The 20,801-nt window shown below is 73.1% G+C and carries 22 protein-coding genes and 1 pseudogene; 10 read left to right on the forward strand and 13 right to left on the reverse strand.

What is annotated here, in order from left to right:
* Window positions 1–122 precede the first annotated feature (122 nt).
* The gene (locus tag FLX08_RS15915; protein ID WP_142619629.1) at window positions 123–749 is read left to right on the forward strand and encodes an FMN-binding negative transcriptional regulator; all 627 of its coding nucleotides are present in this window, start codon (window positions 123–125) and stop codon (window positions 747–749) included.
* A gap of 52 nt (window positions 750–801) precedes the next feature.
* Here the strand turns inward: FLX08_RS15915 and FLX08_RS15920 are convergent, their stop codons facing one another.
* Together FLX08_RS15920 and FLX08_RS15925 are read right to left on the reverse strand one after the other, a co-directional pair.
* Complete coding sequence (locus FLX08_RS15920; protein ID WP_142619630.1) at window positions 802–1,041, reverse strand: hypothetical protein; 240 nt, start codon at window positions 1,039–1,041, stop codon at window positions 802–804.
* On the reverse strand, window positions 1,038–1,493 hold the full coding sequence (locus tag FLX08_RS15925) for a hypothetical protein (protein ID WP_142619631.1): 456 nt from the start codon (window positions 1,491–1,493) through the stop codon (window positions 1,038–1,040). Before FLX08_RS15925 ends, FLX08_RS15920 begins: the two co-directional genes overlap by 4 nt.
* Before the next feature lie 128 nt (window positions 1,494–1,621).
* Between FLX08_RS15925 and FLX08_RS15930 the strand changes: the two genes are divergently transcribed.
* On the forward strand, window positions 1,622–2,716 hold the full coding sequence (locus tag FLX08_RS15930) for a winged helix DNA-binding domain-containing protein (RefSeq protein WP_142619632.1): 1,095 nt from the start codon (window positions 1,622–1,624) through the stop codon (window positions 2,714–2,716).
* Between the two features lie 181 nt (window positions 2,717–2,897).
* Here FLX08_RS15930 and FLX08_RS15935 read toward each other — a convergent pair whose 3' ends face one another.
* Both FLX08_RS15935 and FLX08_RS15940 read right to left on the reverse strand, forming a co-directional pair.
* A complete protein-coding gene (locus FLX08_RS15935; RefSeq protein ID WP_142619633.1) occupies window positions 2,898–3,662 on the reverse strand; it encodes an ABC transporter permease in 765 nt (254 codons plus the stop codon).
* Between the two features lie 107 nt (window positions 3,663–3,769).
* Complete coding sequence (locus FLX08_RS15940; protein ID WP_142619634.1) at window positions 3,770–4,561, reverse strand: ABC transporter ATP-binding protein; 792 nt, start codon at window positions 4,559–4,561, stop codon at window positions 3,770–3,772.
* A 193-nt stretch (window positions 4,562–4,754) separates the two neighbouring features.
* Here FLX08_RS15940 and FLX08_RS15945 point away from each other — a divergent pair, with 193 nt between their 5' ends.
* Together FLX08_RS15945 and FLX08_RS15950 are read left to right on the forward strand one after the other, a co-directional pair.
* Complete coding sequence (locus FLX08_RS15945; RefSeq protein WP_142619635.1) at window positions 4,755–5,903, forward strand: sensor histidine kinase; 1,149 nt, start codon at window positions 4,755–4,757, stop codon at window positions 5,901–5,903.
* Window positions 5,878–6,525: a response regulator gene (locus tag FLX08_RS15950; RefSeq protein WP_244312678.1), complete on the forward strand. Its 648-nt coding sequence runs from the start codon at window positions 5,878–5,880 to the stop codon at window positions 6,523–6,525. The genes FLX08_RS15945 and FLX08_RS15950 overlap by 26 nt, the downstream gene beginning before the upstream one ends.
* Before the next feature lie 31 nt (window positions 6,526–6,556).
* Here the strand turns inward: FLX08_RS15950 and FLX08_RS15955 are convergent, their stop codons facing one another.
* The 3 genes and pseudogenes from FLX08_RS15955 to FLX08_RS15965 all read right to left on the reverse strand — a co-directional run.
* Entirely contained in the window at window positions 6,557–7,540 is a 984-nt protein-coding gene (locus FLX08_RS15955) for an aldo/keto reductase (protein ID WP_142619637.1), read from the reverse strand.
* A gap of 98 nt (window positions 7,541–7,638) precedes the next feature.
* Window positions 7,639–8,676: an NAD-dependent epimerase/dehydratase family protein gene (locus FLX08_RS15960; RefSeq protein WP_208761490.1), complete on the reverse strand. Its 1,038-nt coding sequence runs from the start codon at window positions 8,674–8,676 to the stop codon at window positions 7,639–7,641.
* Window positions 8,677–8,910: 234 nt separating this feature from the next.
* Window positions 8,911–9,525 (reverse strand): annotated as a pseudogene (locus FLX08_RS15965) (alpha/beta fold hydrolase); the annotation flags it as partial.
* 281 nt (window positions 9,526–9,806) lie between these two features.
* Here FLX08_RS15965 and FLX08_RS15970 point away from each other — a divergent pair.
* On the forward strand, window positions 9,807–10,268 hold the full coding sequence (locus FLX08_RS15970) for a MarR family winged helix-turn-helix transcriptional regulator (RefSeq protein ID WP_142619639.1): 462 nt from the start codon (window positions 9,807–9,809) through the stop codon (window positions 10,266–10,268).
* Window positions 10,269–10,383: 115 nt separating this feature from the next.
* On the opposite strand, the gene FLX08_RS15975 is transcribed toward FLX08_RS15970, so the two are convergent.
* The gene (locus FLX08_RS15975) at window positions 10,384–11,682 is read right to left on the reverse strand and encodes an endo-1,4-beta-xylanase (protein ID WP_142619640.1); all 1,299 of its coding nucleotides are present in this window, start codon (window positions 11,680–11,682) and stop codon (window positions 10,384–10,386) included.
* Window positions 11,683–11,839: 157 nt separating this feature from the next.
* Window positions 11,840–12,472 (reverse strand): maleylpyruvate isomerase family mycothiol-dependent enzyme, encoded by a 633-nt coding sequence (locus tag FLX08_RS15980; RefSeq protein ID WP_142619641.1) that lies wholly within the window; start codon window positions 12,470–12,472, stop codon window positions 11,840–11,842.
* A 145-nt stretch (window positions 12,473–12,617) separates the two neighbouring features.
* Here FLX08_RS15980 and FLX08_RS15985 point away from each other — a divergent pair, with 145 nt between their 5' ends.
* The gene (locus FLX08_RS15985) at window positions 12,618–13,301 is read left to right on the forward strand and encodes a TetR/AcrR family transcriptional regulator (RefSeq protein WP_142619642.1); all 684 of its coding nucleotides are present in this window, start codon (window positions 12,618–12,620) and stop codon (window positions 13,299–13,301) included.
* On the forward strand, window positions 13,298–14,341 hold the full coding sequence (locus FLX08_RS15990) for a hypothetical protein (protein ID WP_142619643.1): 1,044 nt from the start codon (window positions 13,298–13,300) through the stop codon (window positions 14,339–14,341). The genes FLX08_RS15985 and FLX08_RS15990 overlap by 4 nt, the downstream gene beginning before the upstream one ends.
* 74 nt (window positions 14,342–14,415) lie before the next feature.
* Here FLX08_RS15990 and FLX08_RS15995 read toward each other — a convergent pair whose 3' ends face one another.
* Together FLX08_RS15995 and FLX08_RS16000 are read right to left on the reverse strand one after the other, a co-directional pair.
* Entirely contained in the window at window positions 14,416–15,654 is a 1,239-nt protein-coding gene (locus FLX08_RS15995; RefSeq protein WP_142619644.1) for an RNA polymerase sigma factor, read from the reverse strand.
* On the reverse strand, window positions 15,651–15,974 hold the full coding sequence (locus tag FLX08_RS16000) for a YciI family protein (protein WP_142619645.1): 324 nt from the start codon (window positions 15,972–15,974) through the stop codon (window positions 15,651–15,653). The genes FLX08_RS15995 and FLX08_RS16000 overlap by 4 nt, the downstream gene beginning before the upstream one ends.
* A gap of 213 nt (window positions 15,975–16,187) precedes the next feature.
* Between FLX08_RS16000 and FLX08_RS16005 the strand changes: the two genes are divergently transcribed.
* The gene (locus tag FLX08_RS16005) at window positions 16,188–16,958 is read left to right on the forward strand and encodes a sporulation protein (RefSeq protein ID WP_244312680.1); all 771 of its coding nucleotides are present in this window, start codon (window positions 16,188–16,190) and stop codon (window positions 16,956–16,958) included.
* Window positions 16,959–17,007: 49 nt separating this feature from the next.
* On the opposite strand, the gene FLX08_RS16010 is transcribed toward FLX08_RS16005, so the two are convergent.
* The gene (locus tag FLX08_RS16010; RefSeq protein WP_244312681.1) at window positions 17,008–18,030 is read right to left on the reverse strand and encodes a cation diffusion facilitator family transporter; all 1,023 of its coding nucleotides are present in this window, start codon (window positions 18,028–18,030) and stop codon (window positions 17,008–17,010) included.
* A gap of 220 nt (window positions 18,031–18,250) precedes the next feature.
* Complete coding sequence (locus FLX08_RS16015; protein ID WP_142619647.1) at window positions 18,251–18,445, reverse strand: hypothetical protein; 195 nt, start codon at window positions 18,443–18,445, stop codon at window positions 18,251–18,253.
* A 157-nt stretch (window positions 18,446–18,602) separates the two neighbouring features.
* Between FLX08_RS16015 and FLX08_RS16020 the strand changes: the two genes are divergently transcribed.
* Both FLX08_RS16020 and FLX08_RS16025 read left to right on the forward strand, forming a co-directional pair.
* On the forward strand, window positions 18,603–19,979 hold the full coding sequence (locus tag FLX08_RS16020) for an FAD-binding oxidoreductase (protein ID WP_142619648.1): 1,377 nt from the start codon (window positions 18,603–18,605) through the stop codon (window positions 19,977–19,979).
* 10 nt (window positions 19,980–19,989) lie between these two features.
* Entirely contained in the window at window positions 19,990–20,757 is a 768-nt protein-coding gene (locus tag FLX08_RS16025) for a DUF429 domain-containing protein (RefSeq protein WP_142619649.1), read from the forward strand.
* Window positions 20,758–20,801: the final 44 nt, after the last annotated feature.

The raw sequence follows: 20,801 nt of genomic DNA on the forward strand, positions 1-20,801 counted from the left end.
GCGTCTCCGATCGCGCCGCGGCGGTGGCGCACGCCAGGGACGCCGGACTCGGCGTAGGACCCGGTCCGCGCCTCGGGTCTCCCTGATCGAGCGCCGGCCGCGGCCGTGCGTACAGTGAAGGGGTGTTGATCCACCCCTGGGACGCCGGCACGGACGAGGAGGCGCTGGCCTTCGTCCGCGCGAACGAGTTCGGCCACCTCATCGCGTCCGGACGTGACCGCGACGTGCCGGTGGTCGTGCCGACGCAGTTCCTCCTCACCGACGCGTCCACGATCCTGCTGCACCTCGCCCGGCCGAACCCCGTCTGGCCGGCGATCGAGGAGAACCCCGCCGTGGTCATGGCCGTGGCCGGCGACTGGGCGTACGTCGAGGGGGCGTGGAAGGCGCTGCCCGACGCCGGTGAGGACCCTCGGCTCGGGGTCCCCACGACCTACTACGCGGCCGTCCAGCTGGTCTGTCACGCGGAGATCGTCGACGACCCGGACGGCAAGCTCGGCATCCTGCGTGCCCAGCTCGCCCACCTGGACCACGATCTCGCCGACCCCGCCGAGCATCACCGGCGCCTGCCGGGCATCCGCGGGCTCCGGCTGGCCGTCCAGAAGGTCAACGGCAAGTTCAAGTTCGGCGGGAACGTGGACGAGGCCCACCGCCGGTACGTCGCGGAACGCCTCGCGGAGCGAAGCGGCCCCGGCGACCGCGCCGCCCGCGACCACCTCCTGCGCCGGCTCGGCCGCGAGCACCGCTCCTGAGCCGCCGTGGCGGCGCACAGACCACCCCCCCTGAGGGATCTTCGGCGACGGATCAGGCGTCTCCGATGAGCGCGAAGGCGAACGCGAGACGCCGATCCAGCCATTCCTTGCGGATCCTGACGTGGGCGCCGCCCTCCGACGTCATCACGATCTCCTCGCCGGACCGCCATTCGAGCGAGCGGGGTCCCCGGCCGCGGTCGGACAGCTCGGGGCCGGAGAGCATGCTGTCGAGGGCCTCGTGCAGCAACCGTTCGGCCGCCCGGCCGGCGACGTCCTTGAGGCCGCCGCTCACCCCATTCGTTGCGCCCCCGTGATCTCCGGATGGCCCGGCTGCTCGATCCGCCAGGTGTGCCGGAACGGACGCTTCGGCGGGATCCGCTTCACGGCGCCGATGACCTGGCCCTGACCGTCGTGCACGACGTGGTGGCGCTCTCCGTCCACCTCCTGCGCAGGCGCGATGTAGCAGAGCAGGCGCTGCTGTGCGGCGTCCTCGAAGAGGGTCAGATCCGGAGCGGCGGGCAGTCCTGTGAGCTGCCTCGAGGCGACGTACGCGCATGGGGCGAAGACCCTGTCGGACTTCCCTCCGCGGGGCACCCGTATCGCACGGGCCCCCCGAGTGGCCGTTCTGCGCTTGGGCGTCTCCGGGCGTTCCACCGTGCTCACGACGAACTCCCAGACGTCCGTCCAGGCGACGGGTTCCACCGGCGGCTCGGCCGCTTTCCCGGCGACTCTGCGGAACATCACGACTGCCTCCCGATCCCTCCGTCCCTTCAGGGAGCGACAACTCTAGCCCCGAGATCGCGGCGGCGGAGAACCCGCGTGACCGTGCCCGGCGTGCGCGATGTGTCGTACCCGAGGTGTAGAAGTGTGGCGTGGTTGCCGAGACGACCTGGGCGCAGGTGTTCGCCTGGAGGCTGAGACGGCAGTTCGTCGAGCCCGCGTGCGGCGGTGACGCGGTGGCGATCGTCCGGCGGCTGTGCGGGGTGCAGGCACAGGTCGCCTCGTCGGCGGCGCTCGCCGTGGCCGTACGGCACGCGAGCCCGCGTCCGGGAGAGATCGAGGACGCCCTGTGGCGGGACCGCACGCTGGTCAAGACCTGGACGATGCGCGGCACGCTCCATCTCCTCCCGGCCGACGAGTTCCCCGCCTATCGCGCCGCCCTCGGGGCGCTCCGGTTCTGGGAGAGAGCCTCCTGGCAGCGCGGTCACGGGGTGGCCGCGCGGGAGATCGCGGCCCTCATGGACGCCGTTCCGCAGGCGTTGTCCGGCCGGGCGCTGACCCGTGAGGAACTGGTCGAGGCGGTCATCGAGGTGACCGGGGACGCCCATCTGCGCGAGGCTCTCACGTCCGGCTGGGGCGCGCTGCTCAAGCCGCTCAGCTTCCTGGGCGAGCTGTGCTACGGCCCGCCGCGCGACCGCAGGGTCACCTTCACCAGCCCGGCCGACTGGCTACCGGGCGGCCGGGGAGAGGCGCTCTCGCCGGAGGAAGGGGGAGCGCGGGTGCTCCGCGCCTTTCTCGGCGCCCACGGCCCGGCCACCCCCCGGATGTTCGACGCGTGGCTGTTCCGCGGCCTCACGCCGAAGGCCGTGCTGCGCGGCTGGTTCGGGGAGCTGGAGGGTGAGCTCGCGCAGGTCGAGGTGGAGGGCATGCCCGCCGTGCTGCCGGCGGAGCTGCTCGACGACCTGCTGGCCTGCCCGCCGTCCGAGGACGTGCATCTGCTGCCCGGCTTCGACCAGTTCATCCTCGGGGCGCCGCGTGATCTGGAGCCGCTCCTGCCGGCGTCCGTACGGCCCAAGGTGAGCCGGGCGGCGGGGTGGATCTCGCCTGTGGTGATCCACCGGGGCCGGGTGGCGGGGGTGTGGGAGGCCAAGGAGGGGCGGCCGGTCGTCGAGCTCTTCGAACCGGTGCCGGAGCACCTCCTGGCCGCGGAGACCGACCGCGTCGCCGCGCTCCTCGACGGGCTGTAGCTCGCGGCCGAGGCCGGTCAGGCGTCCAGGGCGCGGAGACCGTCCGCGTCGCCGCGCTCCTCGACGGGTTATAGCTCGCGGCCGAGGCCGGTCAGGCGTCCAGGGCGCGGAGACCGTCCGCGTCGCCAGGCTCCTCGACGGGCTGCAGCCCACGGCCGGGCCGCAGCCGGGGCGCGGCCGGTCAGGTCACCTCCTTGCGGAGCACGCGGACCACCCCGGCGGCCATGGGCAGGACGATCCAGAAGACGGCCGACGTGGCGAGCCGGGCTCCCTCGCCCCAGGTCATGCCGCCGCTCGCGAGAGGGGCGGCGGTGGTGTTGAGGTCGAGCCACTCGGCGAGGGCGGCGCCGGCCGAGCCGAGTCTGCCGACGACGGCCCACAGGACCGGCGTCGACAGGCTGATCACGATCGCGGCGGGCGCGTTGAGGAGCAGCGTGCCCAGGGCGAGGCCCTGCGCGGCCATGAGCACGTTCACGCCGGTCCAGCCGAGCAGCCAGAGCGGCTGTATGTCCCAATCGGCGGGGCCGCCGCCGGCCTGGGCCACGACGGCCGTGACCGGCACCGCGACCAGCATGGCGAGCAGAGAGAGCGCCACCGCCGCGACCAGGGGCGGCACGCTCTTGGCGGCGAGGACGCGATGGCGGCGCGGTTCGAGCGCGAAGGTGGTCAGCGCCGTGCGATGCGCCCACTCGCCGGTCATGGTGAGGATGGCGAGCACCGGGAGCAGGGTGCCGAGGGCGATCCCGGCGGTGGCCGCCAGGGTCTGCGGCTTCGGCCCGGCGACCGTGCCGCGCGCGGCGACCGACGCGACCACCAGCCCGACCATGACCACAGTGATGATCTTTCCGCTGCGGGTGTCGGCGAGCTTGCGGGCTTCGACCGCGAGCAGCCTGCGGAACGGGATCGGACGGTCGGCGTTCATCGTGTCGTCCATCGTGTCGTTCATCGTGTCGTCCTTTGTGACGGGGCCCGGCGCGGTCCCCGTGATCTCCGCGGGGTGGTAGCCGGTGCGGGCACCTCGGCTCGCGTCGTTGGGGTGGTGGCCGACGCGAATCATGCGGCGCCCCGGCCCGCGTCGGTGCCCGGGTGCGTGCCCGCGCCCGGGAACATGCCGCCGCCGGGGTACGTGCCGGTGCCCGGGCCCCGGTCGGTGTGCGCGGTCAGTTCGAGGAAGGTCTGTTCGAGACCGCGTCCCCGGCTCAGCTCCTCGACCGTGCCCTGGGCGAGCACGCGTCCACGGCCGATCATCACGATGTTGTCCGCCACCTGCTCCACCTCGTGCAACAGGTGGGAGCTGAGCAGCACGGCGCACCCGGAGTCCGCGAGGTGGCGCAGCAGCCCGCGCATCCAATGGATGCCCTGAGGGTCGAGGCCGTTGGCGGGTTCGTCCAGGACGAGCACCTCGGGGTCGCCGAGCAGTGCGTGCGCGATACCGAGCCGCTGCCGCATCCCGAGCGAGTAGCCGCCGATCGTCCGCCGGCTCTCCCGTTCGGTCAGGCCCACCAGGTCGAGCACCTCGCCGGCCCGCGTCCGCGGCAGTCCGAGGGTCATCGCGCCGAGTGTCAGGACCTCCCTGCCGGTGTGGCCCGGATGCCGGGCCCCCGCGTCGAGCAGGGTGCCGACCCGCAGGCCCGGGCAGCCCATCTCGGCGTACGGCAGGCCGAGCACGGTCGCCGAACCAGAGGTGGGGCGGGCGAGTCCCACCAGGATGCGCAGGGCGGTCGACTTCCCGGCGCCGTTGGGCCCGAGGAAGCCGGTGACGCTCCCGGCCCCGACGGTGAAGGACACGTCGTCGAGCGCTCGCACCTTCCCGTACATCTTGCTGACGTTTCTGAACTCGATCACGCCGTCCAGTCCACCGCGAGGACGGACGCCGCCGCATCGGACCGGGGTCCGGCGCGCCTCGACGCGGGGCCAGGCATGTCGCCCCGGAGCGATACCCGGGGTTGTCCACAGGTCGACCCAGGTCGCTAAAAGCTGTCCGATGCGGTCCCTAAGCTGTGGGGCTGTGCACGGCCGACCGGACTACCAGCCACCCTTGGACAGGTGGGGTGTCGCGCTGCGTTACCTGTGCGCCGTGGTGCCGATGCTCTTCAACGGCATCGTGCTGTCATGGCTCGTCTTCCAGGAGGGCGACCGTCTCCCGCAGGTGCTGATCGACGCCATGCTCGGCCTGGCCGGGCTGGTCCTGATGGGATGGCGGCGCCGGTGGCCGTGGCAGATCTCCCTGGCGACCGCCCTGCTGACCACGTTCTCGTCCACGGCGACCGGCCCCGCTCTCGTCGCGTACGTGTCCCTGGTGACCCATCGCCGGTGGAGCCGGACGGTTCCGGTCGCGGCCGCGTACCTGGTGTTCCTGGCGGTCGGCGGGGCTCTCGGCGGCATCGACCAGGCCACGGTCGTCTCGTTCGTGACGGGGCTGACGATTCTCGGCGGGCTGACCGTGTTCGGCCTCTACCTGCGCGGACGCCGCGATCTGGAGCTGTCCCTGCGCGAGCGGGCGCGGGCCGCCGAGCGTGAGCAGCGGCAGCGTATCGACCAGGCGCGGCTGGCGGAACGCGTCAAGATCGCCCAGGAGATGCACGACGTGCTCGCGCACCGGATCTCCCTGCTGGCGATGCTGGCCGGCGGCCTGGCCTACCGCACCGACCTCGGCCCGGAGCAGACGCGCGAGGCCGCGCTGGCCATCCAGGAGAACGCGCACCAGTCGCTCAACGAGCTGCGTACGGTGCTGCGCACGCTCCGCGACGACGGCGCCGTGGAGGCGCCGCAGCCCGACCTGACCCATCTGGAGGCGTTGTTCGGCGAGGTGCGCGCCGCCGGTCAGCGCGTCGAGGTGGACGACAGCATCGACGGCCGGGAGTCGCTGCCCGCGCACACCGGCCGGCACGCCTACCGGATCGTGCAGGAGGCGCTGACCAACGCGCGCAAGCACGCGCCGGGCGCCAGGGTCACCGCCGAGCTCGGCGGGCGGCCGGGGGAGGAGCTGCGGATCCGGGTGACGAACCCCCTGCGCCCCGGCACGGACCCCGGCCCCGGCGGCAGGCTGGGCCTGGTGGGCCTGGCGGAGCGCACGAGGATGGCCGGCGGCACCCTTAGCCATACGATCCAGGACGGGCGGTTCATTCTCGATGTCCGATTGCCATGGGAGGCTGCGGATCGTGACCCGGCTGGTGATAGTGGATGACGACGCGATGGTGCGGACCGGGCTGCGCCTGATCCTCGGCGGCGAACCCGACTTCGACATCGTCGGGGAGGCCGAAGACGGGCTGCGCGCGATGGACGTGATCCGCGACCTGCGTCCCGACGTGGTGCTGCTGGACATCCGGATGCCCAACCAGGACGGGCTGACGACCACCGAGCTGCTGCGGGCCCGCCCCGGCCCGCCGCGGATCCTCGTGCTCACGACGTTCGACGCCGACGACATGGTGCTGCGGGCCCTGCGGCTCGGCGCAGACGGCTTCCTGCTGAAGGACACCCCACCGCCCCGGATGATCGAGGTGGTCCGTGCCGTGGCGAAGGGCGATCCGGTGCTGTCGCCGAGCGTCGCCCGGCGGGTGATCGCCGCGGCGACCGGCGGATCCGGGCCGTCCCTCCCGCAGGCGAGGGAGGAGCTGAGCCGGCTCACCGAGCGGGAGCTCGAGGTCGCGGTCGAGGTGGCCCACGGCAGGTCGAACGCCGAGATCGCCGAACGCCTCTACATGAGCGTCGCCACCGTGAAGGCGAACGTCACCCGGATCTTCGCCAAGCTCGGCACCGACAACCGCGTCCAGGTGGCGATGAAGGTGCGCGACGCCGGTCTCCTGTGACCGCCCCTCTCGCCGGGGTCCACCCCGGCGGTCAGTCGAGCCAGGCGGGGGGAGAAGGCAGGTGCCGGTCGAGCTCGTCCCACAGGCCGGGCGGGATCGGGGTGGTGGCGAGGCGCAGCGTCTCCTCCATCCGCTCGGGTTCCGAGAGGCCGACGATGGTGGACGCCACCCTGGGGTCGCGCAGCGAGAACTGCAGCGCGGCGGCGGCGAGCGGCACGCCGTGCTCGTCGCACGCCCGTTGCATGGCGCGGACCGACTCCCGGACGGCCTCGCCGGTCTCCCGATAGCAGTAGCGGGGCTGGGCGTCGGGCCCCTTGACCAGCATCCCGCCGCCGTACGGCGCGCCGTTGACGAAGGCGACGCCGCGTTCGCAGGCCTCGTCGAGCAGCGGATCGGCCTCGCGGTTCACCAGGGTCCAGCGGTTGTGGCTGATCACGGCGTCGAACGCGCCGGTCGCGACGAAGTCGCGCATCAGGCCGATCGGGCCGCCCGCGATGCCGATGTGATCGGCGACGCCGGCGTCGCGCAGCGCGACCAGCGCCTCGACCGCCCCGCCGGGGCCCATGGCCTCCTCGAACGTGATGTGGTATTCGGGGTCGTGCAGGTAGAGCAGCGGCACGTTGCCGACGCCGAGCCGCTCCAGGCTCTCCTCGGCCGAACGGCGCACGCGCTCCCCGGAGAAGTCACCGGTGTCGGGATCCGCGTCGACCTTGGTGGCCAGGACGAACCCGGCGGGGACGCCGCCGCGGTCGCGGACCACGGCGCCGATGCGCCGCTCCGCGCTGCCGTTGCCGTAGTTGTTCGAGGTGTCGAGGAAGTTGAACGGCCCGTCGAACACGGCTTCCACCGTGGCCCGCGCACGCTGCTCGCCGACCTCGTATCCGTACAGTCCCGGCATGTTCGCCAGAGGGCTGGTGCCGACGCAGATCGGCGTCACCGCCAGGCCGGTGCGCCCGAACGGCCGGCGCACCGCCGGGTCGGGGACCGTCGGGTCGCCGAGCGAGTCGAGGGGCATCAGAGGGTGTCCTTCCGTCACGAGCCGTCGCCCTGACCGGGGGCCAGCCGGGCCACGGCCGCCGAGCGAGTCGAGGGGCATCAGAGGGTGTCCTTCCGTCACGAGCCGTCGCCCTGACCGGGGGCCAGCCGGGCCACGGCCGCCGAGGCGAGCCGGTGTCCTTCCGCCAGACGGGCCAGCACCGCGTCGGTCGCGGCGTCGGGCCGGGTCTCCTCCAGGTGGGCGGACCGCCAGGCGTGCAGCCGCCGTGCCCCCTCCGGCCAGGTGACGACCGGCCGGAACGACGGGACGAACCGCCTGATCTTCGTGGTGTCGAACACGGCGGTGTGCTGGAGGTCGCCGACGATCAGGTCGGACCAGAACCAGTCGGGCGCGATCCGCGGCAGGAACTCGGCGGGCAGGTGGAGGAGCCGGGCCGGCGTCGCGGCCGTCCGCCCGATGACCTCGTAGATCTCGTTCCAGGTCAGCGCCTCGTCGGAGGTGATGTGGAAGTCCTCGCCGATCGCCTGCCAGGCGCCGATCAGACCGACGAGGCCGACGGCGAAGTCGTCGGCGTGCGTGAGGGTCCACAGGTTGGTGCCATCGCCGGGCACCACGATCGCGTCGCCGCGGGCGACCCGGTCCCATGCCGTCCAGTCGCCGGGCAGCGGCGGGTGCGCGTCGTCGTAGGTGTGCGAGGGGCGGACGATCGTCACGGGGAAGTCGCGCTCGTCGTAGGCGCGGCGCAGGACGTCCTCGGCCGCGATCTTGTCCCGGGCGTACGCGAGGTAGGGGTTGCGCCGGGTGGTCGACTCCGTGATCGGCGCCCGCCGCACCGGCTTGTGGTAGATGGACGCGCTGCTGATGTAGACGTACTGGGCGGTGTGGCCGTCCAGCAGGTCCACCATCGCCGCGGCGTCCCCGGCGGTGAAGCCGAGGAAGTCGACGACGCAGTCGTACGCGCTTGCTGCCAGGACGCGGCGCAGCGCGTCGTGGTCCCGCACGTCGGCGGTAAGCGACGTGACGCCCTCGGGCAGGGGACGGCGCCGGGAGGTCCGGCCCCGGTTGAGCACGTGGACGTCAAGGCCCCGGCGCACCGACTCGGCCACACAGGCCGAGCTGATCGTTCCGGTGCCACCGATGTAGAGGACCTTCACGCGGACTCCGAGTCGTGTGGCGGTGACGGGCCGCGCCGCAACCGGCGGATGTCGGACGACCCAAAACTTTCGGGAAATTTGTGAAAATTGTCGATTTCCGGGAGCAACTTAGAGTGCGACGTCATCCACCGTCAAGAGCGTCCGTCACCCGGACACCCGGGGCCGGTCCACCTGCCTTTGATGTCCGTATGGAGCCGTCTCGCCACCATTGTGGAGGACAGCGCGTTCCGCGGTTCAACCGGGCAGGAGCTCGCGGACGCGCGCGGCGTACGCACGGGGGTGGGTGGTGTTGCCGTTGTGCCCGCCGGGGAACTCCCGTGCCTCGACTCCAAGGAGTGCGGCGAGCTCCCGCGCGCACCGGTAGTCGAAGACGTGCCGGGGCGTGGTGCGGCCGAACGCCGGGACGACGCGGACCGGCGTGTCCCTCAGCGCGGCGATGTCCAGTGTGTCGCGGACGATCGCGGTGAAGTCGTTGCGGATGAAGAAGTCGAAGCCGGCCCGCCGCCGGTCGTCCAGTGGAAACGGGGTCAGCCCGGGCTCGGTGTCCTGGGCGGCGGGGTCGATGCCCAGCACCTCGGCGATCTTGACGACCGCGTCGGCGAGCCCGCGCTCACGGTAGAGGTCCTGCAGCTCCTTCAGCTCGCGTACGTGACGTACGCGTTCGGCGGCGGTGGGGAGGAGCGAGGGGACCACCGGCTCGTGCGCGATCAGGGTGGCGAGCCGTCCGGGGTGCTCGACGGCCAGGCGCAGCCCGATGGCCGCGCCGAAGCTGCATCCGAGCATGTGCACCGGCTGGTCGGTCATGGCGGAGAGCAGGCGGTGGACGTCGTCCACGTGGTCGGCCATGGTCGCGGCCGGGGTCGTCGAGGCTGCTGCGCGACAGGCCGCGCCGGTCGTAGGTGATGACGGTGTGGTCTCCGGCGAGGTGGCGGACCAGGTCGGCGGTGCGGTCCGCGTCGCCCTCCCCGCTCTGCGAGATGAGGAGCGTGGGCCCGGCGCCGTGCACCTCGTAGTGGATGGCGGCGCCGTTCGTGCGGAGCATGCCGTTCATGGGGTCGTCCTCTCGGATCGGGTGATCCGGACGATAATCCATCAAATCTAATGCATCAAGTTTGATGTATTGTGGAGCGGTGAACGGAGTCGACCTCTTCCTGCTCGGCAGGACCCTGATGAAGATCGGCGAAGAGGCCATGCCGGTCGGGGACATCACCCCGTCGAAAGCGACGCAGGCCGCCAGCGTCCGGACCGTGCTGGTGGTCGTCGCCGACCTGCGCGCCCACCCGGAGACCTCCGTCGGGGAGATCGCGGCCCGTACGGGTCTGCCGCAGAGCGCGGTGTCGGGAGCCGTCACCCGGCTGAAGGAGGCCGGGGTGGTCGTGACGGCCCCCGATCCGGCCGACCGCCGACGGGTCCTGATCAGGCAGGCGCCGAGGCAGCCGGCACGCGTGGAGGCGGTGCGGGCGGCCGGGATCGAGGGGCCCCTCGCCGCGGCGCTGGGCACTGACGACCCGGCGCAGGTCGCCGAGGTCGTCGCGGCGCTCGAATTCCTCGCCGGCCGCCTCGCGCCGGGAACGGCCGCCCGCCGTCCCTGACCCCGGGGACTGGGCCGCTTCCACAACGCCCGCCGTCCCTGACACTGACGGACCGATTCCGGGCCGGTCATCCGCCGTCTCTGACACCGACCGGGCCGCTTTCGGAAGCGCTGCTTCAGAGGGACACGGACACCTCGGCGTCTCCGGGCTCGTCCAGCGTGAACGTGACAGAACGGCCGCCGGCCGTGATCTCGTACTCACCGAGGAAGCCGTCGAACCGGACGCGGCCGTCCGCGTCGGTGACCATCGTCGTCGGCGGCAGCCACCACTCGCCCTTGATGAGCGAGCGCAGGGCGTCGTACGACGGCTTGGGGGTGCCGTCGGCGCGGACGAAGCCGCCCGGCGCGCCGAGCCAGCCGCCGTCCGACAGGCCCCAGTAAGTCATGGCCTCCACGGCCGGGTGGGACAGCAGGGTCTTGTAGTGGCGTACGACCTCGTCGGCCTGGCGGGCCTCGCCCTCGGGCGTGGTCGGCCACTCGGGGATCTGGTAGTCGTTCAGGTCGACGATCTCCTCCGGCATGATGTGGCCGGAGACGATCGTCGTCTCGGTGAAGTGGATGGGCAGGCCATACCGCGCGAAGCGGTCGATCGTGGCGAGCGTCTTCTCCTCGCCCCAATAGCCCTGGTGCATGTGGCTCTGCAGACCGAGTACGTCGATCTTGATGCCCGCCTCCAGCACGCCCTCGATCAGGCACTCGTACGCGGCGGACATGTCGAAGTCGTTGAGCAGCAGCGTGGCGTGGGGGTTGGCCTCGCGGGCCGCGTCGAAGACCATCCGGACCATCGGGATCCGGCCGATCTCGCGGCAGATCCGGGTGATGCCGTTGTCGTACTTGTCGAAGATCGGCATGATGACGACCTCGTTGATGACGTCCCACATGTCGATGACGCCCGCGAAGTCGGTCATGTCGCGCCGGATCCGGTCCACCTGGGCCTTGGCGATCTCGGCGTTCGACAGGTCCATCAGCCAGCCGGCGGTCTCGGTGTGCCAGGCGAGCGGGTGCCCCTTGACCACGACACCCCGGTCGGCGAACCACCGCGCCGTGGTGAGGAGCCGCTCGGTGTTCGGCCGTCCCCGGACCGGCTCGAACTGCCCCCAGTAGAAGGGCAGCGTGGCGAAGTTGAACAGGTCGAACCACAGGTCGGCGACCTGCTGGGACCCGGACGCCGGGGCCTCGCCGAGCGACCGCTGCCCGCCGCTGTCCGTCGTGGTCTCGCCGTTGGCCAGGGGGATGAAGTCGAATCCGATGCAGCCGAACAGGAACTTGTGTCGGCGCTGCGCGACGACCACCTCCTGACCGGCGAGGGGCGCGCCGTTCGCGGTCACGGTGAGCGTGGCGCCGGCGGTGCGGTGCTTCCTGATCAGCGGGTCGGGGGCGACGGCCCCGGAGACGGAAGCGGGGTGGGACGACATCGAGCGGCCTCCAGCGGTCTCAAGGCGGAGAAGTCCCCTCCGGGAGCCTCTTCGCCCCGGCCGGAGAGGTCTGTGATCCCGAGCACGTTAGCGCTCTTGGCGCCCGAAAGTGCACAGACCTCTTCATCTGGTGCGATCAACGGCCGGAGTAGCGCGTTCAGTGGACGAAGTGGGTGAAGCGGGCGGCGGGTTCGCCGCGCAGCCGGCCCTCGGGCAGCCGGCGGCCGCACAGGACCAGCACCAGGTCCTGCGCCGCGCCGGACAACGGGGTGCCCGTTCCGAGCGACCAGTCGACGTCGTCGGCGCGCAGTTCGACGCCGTCCAGGTCGACGCCGAAATATCTGCGGCTCCGGGGGGACAGCGCGTTGTCGAGCAGGACGCGCAGTCGGTCGCCGGGCACCCGCCGGTCGATCCCGAGCGCCACGGTGACGTCCATGCCGTGGATGACGTCGTGCGACAGCGCGCCCGCGTAGCCGCCGCCCGGAGGCCGCCAGGGGTGCTCGGCGTTGTCCCGCAGGCACGCGGTCAGCTCTCGCGGGCCGAGCGCCGCCGCGTCCCGGCGGGCGAGGCGGTCGGCCAGCCGGTCGAAGTTCCCGCGGGCCCTGACGAGACCGGCCACCACGCTCAGCCCGGAGTGCCGGTAGGGCATCGTCATGTGAGCCACTACCTCACGCACCCGCCACCCCGCGCACAGCGAGGGCGCGTCCCATGACCGCGGCGGCAGCTCGCTCAGCAGGTCGGCCAGTTCGCGGCGTTCGGCCGCGATTTGGTGCCGGATGTCGGTGTCCATTCGTTCGTCGCCCTTCCGGTCGTGTCCGTCCGTACGCCCTCCCGACGAACGGGCGCGCGCCGGATGGACACCTGCCTGCCGTACGCGCATTGGTTGCGTGGCACGCATCTTGTGCGCGGCGCGCAATTTCCCCTAGGGTCGCCGCGTGAACGACGACGGCATGGACCTCCGGGCCCGCAACAAGCAGGCCACCCGGGAGGCGATCGGCCGGGCCGCGCTGCGCCTGGCCATCGAGCGGGGTCCCCACGGGCTCGCCCTCGTGCGGGTCCACGACATCGCCACGGCGGCGGGTGTGTCGCCCCGCACCTACAACAACTACTTCTCCAGCAGGGAGGAGGCGATCTGCGCCTTCCAGGCCGACCAGTCCAGGCGCGCCGGGCAGGCGCTGCGCGCGCGGCCCGCCGGCGAGCCGCTGGACCAGGCGGTCACCGCGGCCGTGGTCGGGCTCTACACCGACCCCGAGCCCGACAAGGCGGGCCTTCGGATGATCATGATGACGCCCGAACTGGAAGGCGAGGCGCTCAAGGCGTTCAGCATGGCGGAGGGGCCGCTCGCCGAGGCGATCGCGGCGCGCACCGGCACCGACCTCGCACGCGACGTGTACCCCGCCGTCATGGCCGCCGCGATCACCGGCGCCGTACGCGTGGCGGGACGGCACTGGCTCGAACCGGGGAACACCGAGCCCTTCGCCGCCGTCCTGCGACGCACCCTGTCCTGCGTCTTCTCGGCCAAGCCGCCCCAGCCGCCCCAGCCGCCCGCGCCGCCCGGGACTCCGCCCGGAAGGCCGCCCGGGAACTCCGAACGTCCGGAAGGGAACAACGCGACATGAACGGCAAGGGCATCAACTTCGACACCGGCTTCGCGGACGCGGCCGCCCGCGCCGCCGGGCGCAGCACCCGGGAGCCGTTCGACCTCGACGTGGTCGAACGGGAGATGCGCGTCATCCGTGAGGACCTGCACTGCACCGCCGTACGGATCACGGGCGGCGACCCTGGACGGCTCAAGGCGGCGGCCACCCGCGCCGCCGAGGCCGGCCTGGACGTCTGGCTGTGCCCGTTCACCTGCGACATCACCACTGCCGAACTGCTCGCCGTGATCGCCGACTGTGCCGAGCACGCCGAGAGGCTGCGCCGCGATGGTGCGGAGGTCGTGCTGGCCACCGGCTCGGAGGTGAGCCTGTTCACCGACGGGTTCCTGCCCGGCGCCACGTTCGCGGACCGGATGCCCCTGCTGGCCCGGCCGGAGACCCTGCGCGAGGCGCTCCCCCTGCTGCCCGGCCGCGTCAACGCCTTCCTCCGTGAGGCGGTCGGGGTGGCCCGCGAGCGGTTCGGCGGCCCGATCGGCTACTGCTCGATCCCGCTCGAACAGGTGGACTGGACCCCCTTCGACATCATCGCCACCGACGCCGGCTATCGGTCGGCCGCCACCGCGGCCCACTATCGGGACAACATCCGTGCCTTCGTCGCCCAGGGAAAGGCACAGGGCAAGCCCGTGGCGATCACCGAGTTCGGGTGCGTCACCCACCGCGGCGCGGCCGACCTGGGCGAGCGCGGCGACTCGATCGTCGAGTGGGGCGCGGACGGCGCGGCGGCCGGGCTGACCGGCGACCACGTCCGCGACGAGCACGAGCAGGCGGCCTACCTCCGCGAGGTGCTGGGAATCCTCGACGACGAGGGAGTGGACGCCGCCTTCTGGTACACCTTCGCCCGATATGACCTGCCCCACCGGGACGATCCCCGTACGGACTACGACATGGCCAGTTGCGGCGTGGTGAAGGTGCTGGAGGACCGTCCGGGCACGGCCTACCCCGGCCTGCCCTGGGAACCGAAGGCCGCGTTCGCGGCCCTGGCGGACTGCTACCGAGCCTGACACCGTGCCTGACACCCGTGCCTGACACCCGTGCCAGACACACGGGCCGTCCAGCCGATGTCAGCGTGTCAGGGTCAGCCGAGGGCGGCGAGGCGGCGGGCGAGGTAGCGGCGCTCGGCGTCGGTGGTGGCCAGGCCGGCCGCCTCCCGGTAGGCGTCGGCGGCCTCGGCCGTACGGCCCAGGCGGCGCAGCAGGTCGGCGCGGGCGGCGGGCAGCAGGTGATAGCCGGCCAGGGCGCCCGTCTCCCGCAGGGCGTCGACCAGCGCCAGGCCCGCGGCGGGGCCGTACGCCATGCCGACCGCCACCGCGCGGTTCAGCTCCACGACGGGCGAGGGGACCAGCCGGGCGAGCCGTTCGTAAAGGACGGCGATCTGCGCCCAGTCGGTGTCCTCCGGGCGCGCCGCCGTCGCGTGGCAGGCGGCGATGGCGGCCTGCACCTGGTAGGGGCCGGGCCGCCCCCGCCGCAGCGTGCCGTCGAGCAGGGCCACGCCCTCGGCGATCTGGCCGTCGTCCCACCGGCCGCGGTCCTGGTCCTCCAGCACCACCAGGTCGCCGGCCTCGTCGAGGCGGGCGGCGCGGCGCGCGTGGTGCAGCAGCATCAGCGCGAGCAGGCCCGCCGCCTCCGGCTCGTCCGGCATCAGACGCACCAGCACCCGGGCCAGGCGGATCGCCTCGTCCGCGAGGTCGTGCCGTACGAGATCGGCGCCGGCCGTCGCCGAGTAGCCCTCGTTGAACAGCAGATACACCACGGCGAGCACTGCCGGGAGGCGCTCGGGCAGCAGGTGGGCGGGCGGCACCCGATAGGGGATGCCCGCGTACCTGATCTTCTGCTTGGCCCGGGCCAGCCGCTTGGCCATCGCCTGCTCTCCGACCAGGAACGCCCGGGCGATCTCGGCCGTGCCGAGCCCGGCGAGGGTACGCAGCGTCAGCGCCACCCTGGCCTCCAGCGCGAGCGCCGGATGGCAGCAGGTGAAGATCAGCCGCAACCGGTCGTCCGGCACGTCCGGGTCGTCGCCGCCGACGGCGTCGTCACCTGTCCTGAGCACGCCCGCCACCTCCCGTAGCTTGGCGGCGCCGGTGGCCTCGCGGCGCAGCAGGTCCACGGCCCGGTTGCGCGCGGCGGTGGTCAGCCACGCCCCGGGCCTGCGCGGCACGCCGTCCCGCCGCCAGGTGCGCAGGGCCAGGGCGAAGGCGTCCTGCGCGCACTCCTCGGCCAGATCCCAGTCGCCGGTCCAGCGGATGAGGGTGGCCACGACCTGCCCCCACTCCTCCCGGAAGGCCCGGTCGACGGCGGCCTCGACCGGCGGCGTCACAGGTCGACGAGCGGCCGGATCTCGATCGTGCCGTACGCCGCGGCGGGATGGGCGGCGGCGATCTCGATGGCCTCGTCCAGGTCGGCGCACTCGATCAGGCAGAACCCGCCGAGCTGCTCCTTGGTCTCGGCGAACGGCCCGTCCGACAGCAGCACCTCGCCCTCGCGCACCCGCAGCGTGGTGGCGTCGCTCGGCGGGCGCAGCCCGGCGCCGCCCCGGAGCACGCCGCGCTCGGCCATCTTCTCCGACCACCCGCCGCACCCGTCGTCGGCGTGCTCCGCCGCCGACTCGTCGCCGCAGATCAGCAGCACATACTTCATGCGTCCTCCTCGGGCCGGTATCCCATCATGTCCGGTACGACGAACCGACGAACGGCGACGGCCGGAATGGACACCCCGAGGGCGGACGTCCGGCGGCTCCTCGCCGGGCTTCCTTTTCGACCTGCTCGCCTCGTGACGGAGTACGTACGGGAACCGGGCGGCCGGGACGGGTCGTTGGCAGCGGTGAACGACCCGCGACCAAGGGAGTGATCGGTGTTCCGCAAGCTGATGGCCGCGCTCGGGGCCGGCGTGGAGGTCGACACGGTGCTGCGCGACCCGCACGTGCGTCCGGGAGAGACCCTGCATGGCGAGGTCCGCTTCAGGGGCGGGTCGTCCGACCACAAGGTGGACGGGATCACCGTCGACTTCACGGCCGTCGTGGAGGTCGAGCGCGGTGACCAGGAACACCACGCGACCTACAGCTTCCTGCGGGCACCGGTGTCCGGGCCGTTCGACCTGCGGGCGGGGGAGGCCCGCGCGCTGCCGTTCGCGATCCCGGTGCCGTGGGAGACGCCGGTCAGCGCGGTCGGCGGACGCCCGCTGCCCGGCATGCGGCTCGGCGTGGCCACCGAGCTGGCGCTCGCGGGCGCGCTCGACAAGGGCGACCTCGACCCGCTGTACGTCGACCCGCTGCCCGCCCAGGACCATCTGCTGGGGACGCTCGTCCGCATGGGGTTCCACTTCAAGCGGGCCGACCTGGAGCGCGGCACCCTCCGGGGCTCGACCATGCCGTTCTACCAGGAGATCGAGTATCACGCCGGTCCGGAGTGGCGCCGCCACTTCAGCGAGCTGGAGCTGACCTTCATCGCCGGACCGCACGCGATGGACGTGATCCTGGAGGCCGACAAGAGGGGTGGCTTCCTCACCTCCAGCCACGACGTCTACAACCGCTTCCGTGTCGGGTATGGCGACCATCCCGGCAAGGTGGAGCAGGCGCTGCGCGACGGCCTCGCCGCGATGGCCCGGCACCGCGGCTGGTTCTGACCTCCGTACGGAAAGGCGCCCACCGAACGCCCGGCCTCTCGTGCCCGGGTCAGCCGGCGGGGTGCCGGACGAGGCCGGCCGGGGCATGGTCGTGCCGGTGGCCGTCGAGAACGGCGTGGTGGTCCACGCCGTCATCGGGCAGCGGATCGGCGTGCACGATGGCGGCCGTCAGCCGGGGGATGGCGTGGATCAGGTTGTGCTCGGCCTCGGCCGCGACCCGGTGGGCCTCCACCACCGTGGCGGCCGGGTCGACGACGACCTCGCACTCGGCCCTGAGCCGGTGGCCGATCCAGCGCAGCCGCACCTCGCCCAGGCCGAGCACGCCGGGCGTGCCCCGCAGGGTCGCCTCGGCGAGGTCCACGAGAGCGGGGTCGACGGCGTCCATCAGCCGCCGGTACACCTCCCGTGCCGCCTGCCGCAGCACCATCAGGATCGCGACCGTGATGAGCAGGCCGACGGCGGGGTCGGCCCAGGTCCAGCCGAGGGCCGCCCCTCCGGCTCCGGCGAGCACGGCCAGTGAGGTGAAGCCGTCGGTGCGGGCGTGCAGCCCGTCGGCGACGAGGGCGGCCGAGCCGATCTCACGCCCGACCCGGATCCGGTGGCGGGCGACCAGCTCGTTCCCGGCGAAGCCCACGAGCGCCGCCGCCGCGACGGCCCCCAGGTGGGAGACCTCCCGCGGCTCCAGGAGCCGTCCGATCGCGGCGTACGCGGCGGCGATCGAGGAGGCGGTGATCGTCACGACGATGACCACGCCGGCCAGGTCCTCGGCCCGCCCGTAGCCGTAGGTGTAGCGGCGGGTGGGCGGACGGCGGCCGAGCAGGAACGCGATCCCGAGCGGCACGGCGGTCAGGGCGTCGGCCGCGTTGTGCAGGGTGTCGCCCAGCAGCGCCACCGACCCCGACAAGGCCACCACGGCCGCCTGCACCAGCGTGGTCGCGCCGAGACCGGCCAGCGACACCCACAGCGCCCGCATCCCCCGGGCGGACGACTCCATCACCGAATCGATCTTGTCGGCGTGCTCGTGCGCGTGCGGGCGCAGCAGGTGCGCCACCCGCGCACGAAGCGCCGCCACACCGCGTCCATGCTCATGGCCATGTGCATGCCCGTGGCCATGCCCGTGGCCGTGTCCATGCCCGTGGCCGTGTCCATGCCCGGGGGTGACCTGTCGCCGGCTCATGGCACCCACGATGCCGCGAAAAATCCGTCGCAGCATCTCGACAAGAGCAGGGGCGGCGCAGGTGCGAACGCCCCGCACCTGCCGAGCCTCCGGAACTCCTTCTCGGCGCAACGCGTCAAGCCGCCGGGCCGACGATGCCGGCTCCCGGCGCGCCGGTGTGCGCCGGCACCTCGCGCAGCAGCAGCGTTCCCGGCGAGGTTCCCGGCGAGGTTCCCGGCGAGGTTCCTGGTGACGTTCCCGGTGACGTTCCTGGCGACGTTCCCGGCGACGCGGCGTCCTGCGACCGGCGCTTCTTCGACGGCGACGACATCGCCCCAGCATGGGGGCGATGTCTTGGACGTTTCTCGTGCGTCTCTAGGATCCCTTCGGCACGTCGCCGAACCCCCGGCCCGGCAGGCGCAAGAGAACACCAAGACGCGGCTGCGACAACTGTCACCGTCACAGCGAACGACAACCGAAGGACGGACATGCACAGCACCATCGAAGACGCGCTGCGGGGACAGGTCGCCGGCCGGGTCCTGGTCGCGGGACAGGACGGGTTCGAGGAGGAGGCCGCCGGGTTCAACCTCGCCGTGCGCCACCGGCCCGCCGTGATCGTCGCGGCGCGGGACGCCGGCGACGTGGCAGCGGCCGTACGGCTCGCCGTCGCGCACGGGCTGCCCGTCGCCGTACAGGCGACCGGCCACGGCGCCGTGCAGGCGGCCGACGGCGCGGTCCTGATCAGCACCCGCGCGATGCGCGAGGTCGTGGTGGACCCCTCCGCCCGCACCGCCACGATCGCGGCCGGCTGCACGTGGGGCGAGGTCATCGCCGCCGCCGCGCCGTACGGCCTGGCCCCGGTGTGCGGCTCGGCGACCGGCGTCGGCGTGGTCGGCTTCACGCTCGGCGGCGGCATCGGGCCGATCGCCCGGACCTTCGGGTTCGCGGCCGACCACGTGCGGGAGCTCACCGTCGTCATCGGGGACGGCGCGGCGCGCACCGCCGACGCGGTCCGCGAGCCCGACCTGTTCTGGGCGCTGCGCGGCGGCAAGGCCGGGTTCGGCGTCGTCACCTCGATCACCGTGGACCTGCTGCCGCTCACCGGCCTGTACGGCGGCGGCCTGTTCTACGCTGCCGAGGACGCCGGGCGGGCCCTGCACGCCTACCGCGGCTGGGCCGGCACGCTGCCGGAGACCACCACGACGTCGGTCGCGCTGCTGCGCCTGCCCCCGCTGCCCGAGCTGCCGCCGCAGCTCAGCGGCAAATTCGTGGTCCATCTGCGGGTCGCCCACGTGGGGGAGGGGCAGGAGGCCGAGGCGCTGCTGGCCCCCATGCGGGCCGTGGCCGAGCCGGTGCTCGACGCCGTCGGGCCGCTGCCGTACGCGGCGATCGACTCCATCCACCAGGACCCGACGCAGCCCATGCCGGTCGCGGAGCGGGGCGCGCTGCTGCGCGAGCTGACGGCCGAGACCGTGGAGGCGCTGCTCGCGGCGGCCGGCCCGGCCGCGCAGGTTCCGCTCGCCGTGGTCGAGCTGCGTCAGCTCGGCGGCGCGCTCGCCCGTCAGCCCAAGGAGCCCAACGCCGTGGGCGGGCGAGACGCCGCCTTCACCCTGCTGGCCATCGGTGCGCCGGTGCCCGAGCTGATGGACACGGCCGTCCCGGCGGCCGTACGGGGCGTGATCGAGGCCCTCGCGCCCTGGTCGACCGGCGGCGCACAGATCAACTTCCAGGGCGGTGCCCTGGCTCCCGAGCAGATCTCCCGGGCCTGGCCGGAGGAGACGCTGCGGCGGCTGGCGAAGCTGCGGGAGGTCTACGACCCGGCGAACCTGTTCCGCTTCGGCCACGTCGTCCCCCGCGAGGGCTGAACATGGTCCTGTGAAGGATGCTCGTGTGCTCGGCGTCGACGCGTGCAGGGCGGGCTGGATCGGGGTGGTCCCGTCCGCCGCGAGCGGGGGCGGGAGCGGGGGCGGGGGTGCGGCGCGTGCCTACTTCGCGCCGCGCATCGCGGACCTGGTCGCCCGGGCCGACGCGGACGGCGAGGTCGCCGTCGTGGCGGTCGACATGCCGATCGGCCTGCCCGACGGTCTTTCCGATGTCCACGCCGGCGGTCCTGGGGGCCCTGGTGGTCCTGGAGGCCGCCGCCGGGCCGACGTGCTGGCGCGCGCGGAGCTCGGCCCCCGGTGGCGGTCGGTGTTCATGACCCCGGCCCGTGCCGCGATCGAGGCGGACGACTACGCCACGGCCGTGGCCGTCAACCGCCGGCTGACCGGCGAGGGCGTCTCCCGCCAGGCGTACGGGCTCAAGGAGAAGCTTCTGGAGGTCGAGCGCTGGGTGCGGGAGGCGGGCAGGCGCGTCGTGGAGATCCACCCTGAGCTGAGCTTCGCCCGGCTCGCCGGGGCGCCCCTGCCACACCCGAAGACGACGTGGGCGGGCGCCGAGCGGCGGCGCGAACTGCTGGCGGCGGCGGGCGTCGTGCTCGCGGGCGACCTCGGCCCGGCCGGGGCGGCGGCCGGGGTGGACGACGTGCTCGACGCCGGCGCCGCCGCCTGGACCGCCCTTCGGGTGGCGTCCGGGGAGGCGCGGCCCCTGCCCGATCCTCCCGAGGTCTTCTCCGACGGCATCCCCTGCGCCATCTGGGCCTGAGCACGCCCGTCCGGAGAAGACCTCGGGGAGGGCCAGGGGAGGTC

The organism is Microbispora hainanensis (assembly GCF_006874475.1).
Lineage (GTDB): Bacteria > Actinomycetota > Actinomycetes > Streptosporangiales > Streptosporangiaceae > Microbispora > Microbispora hainanensis.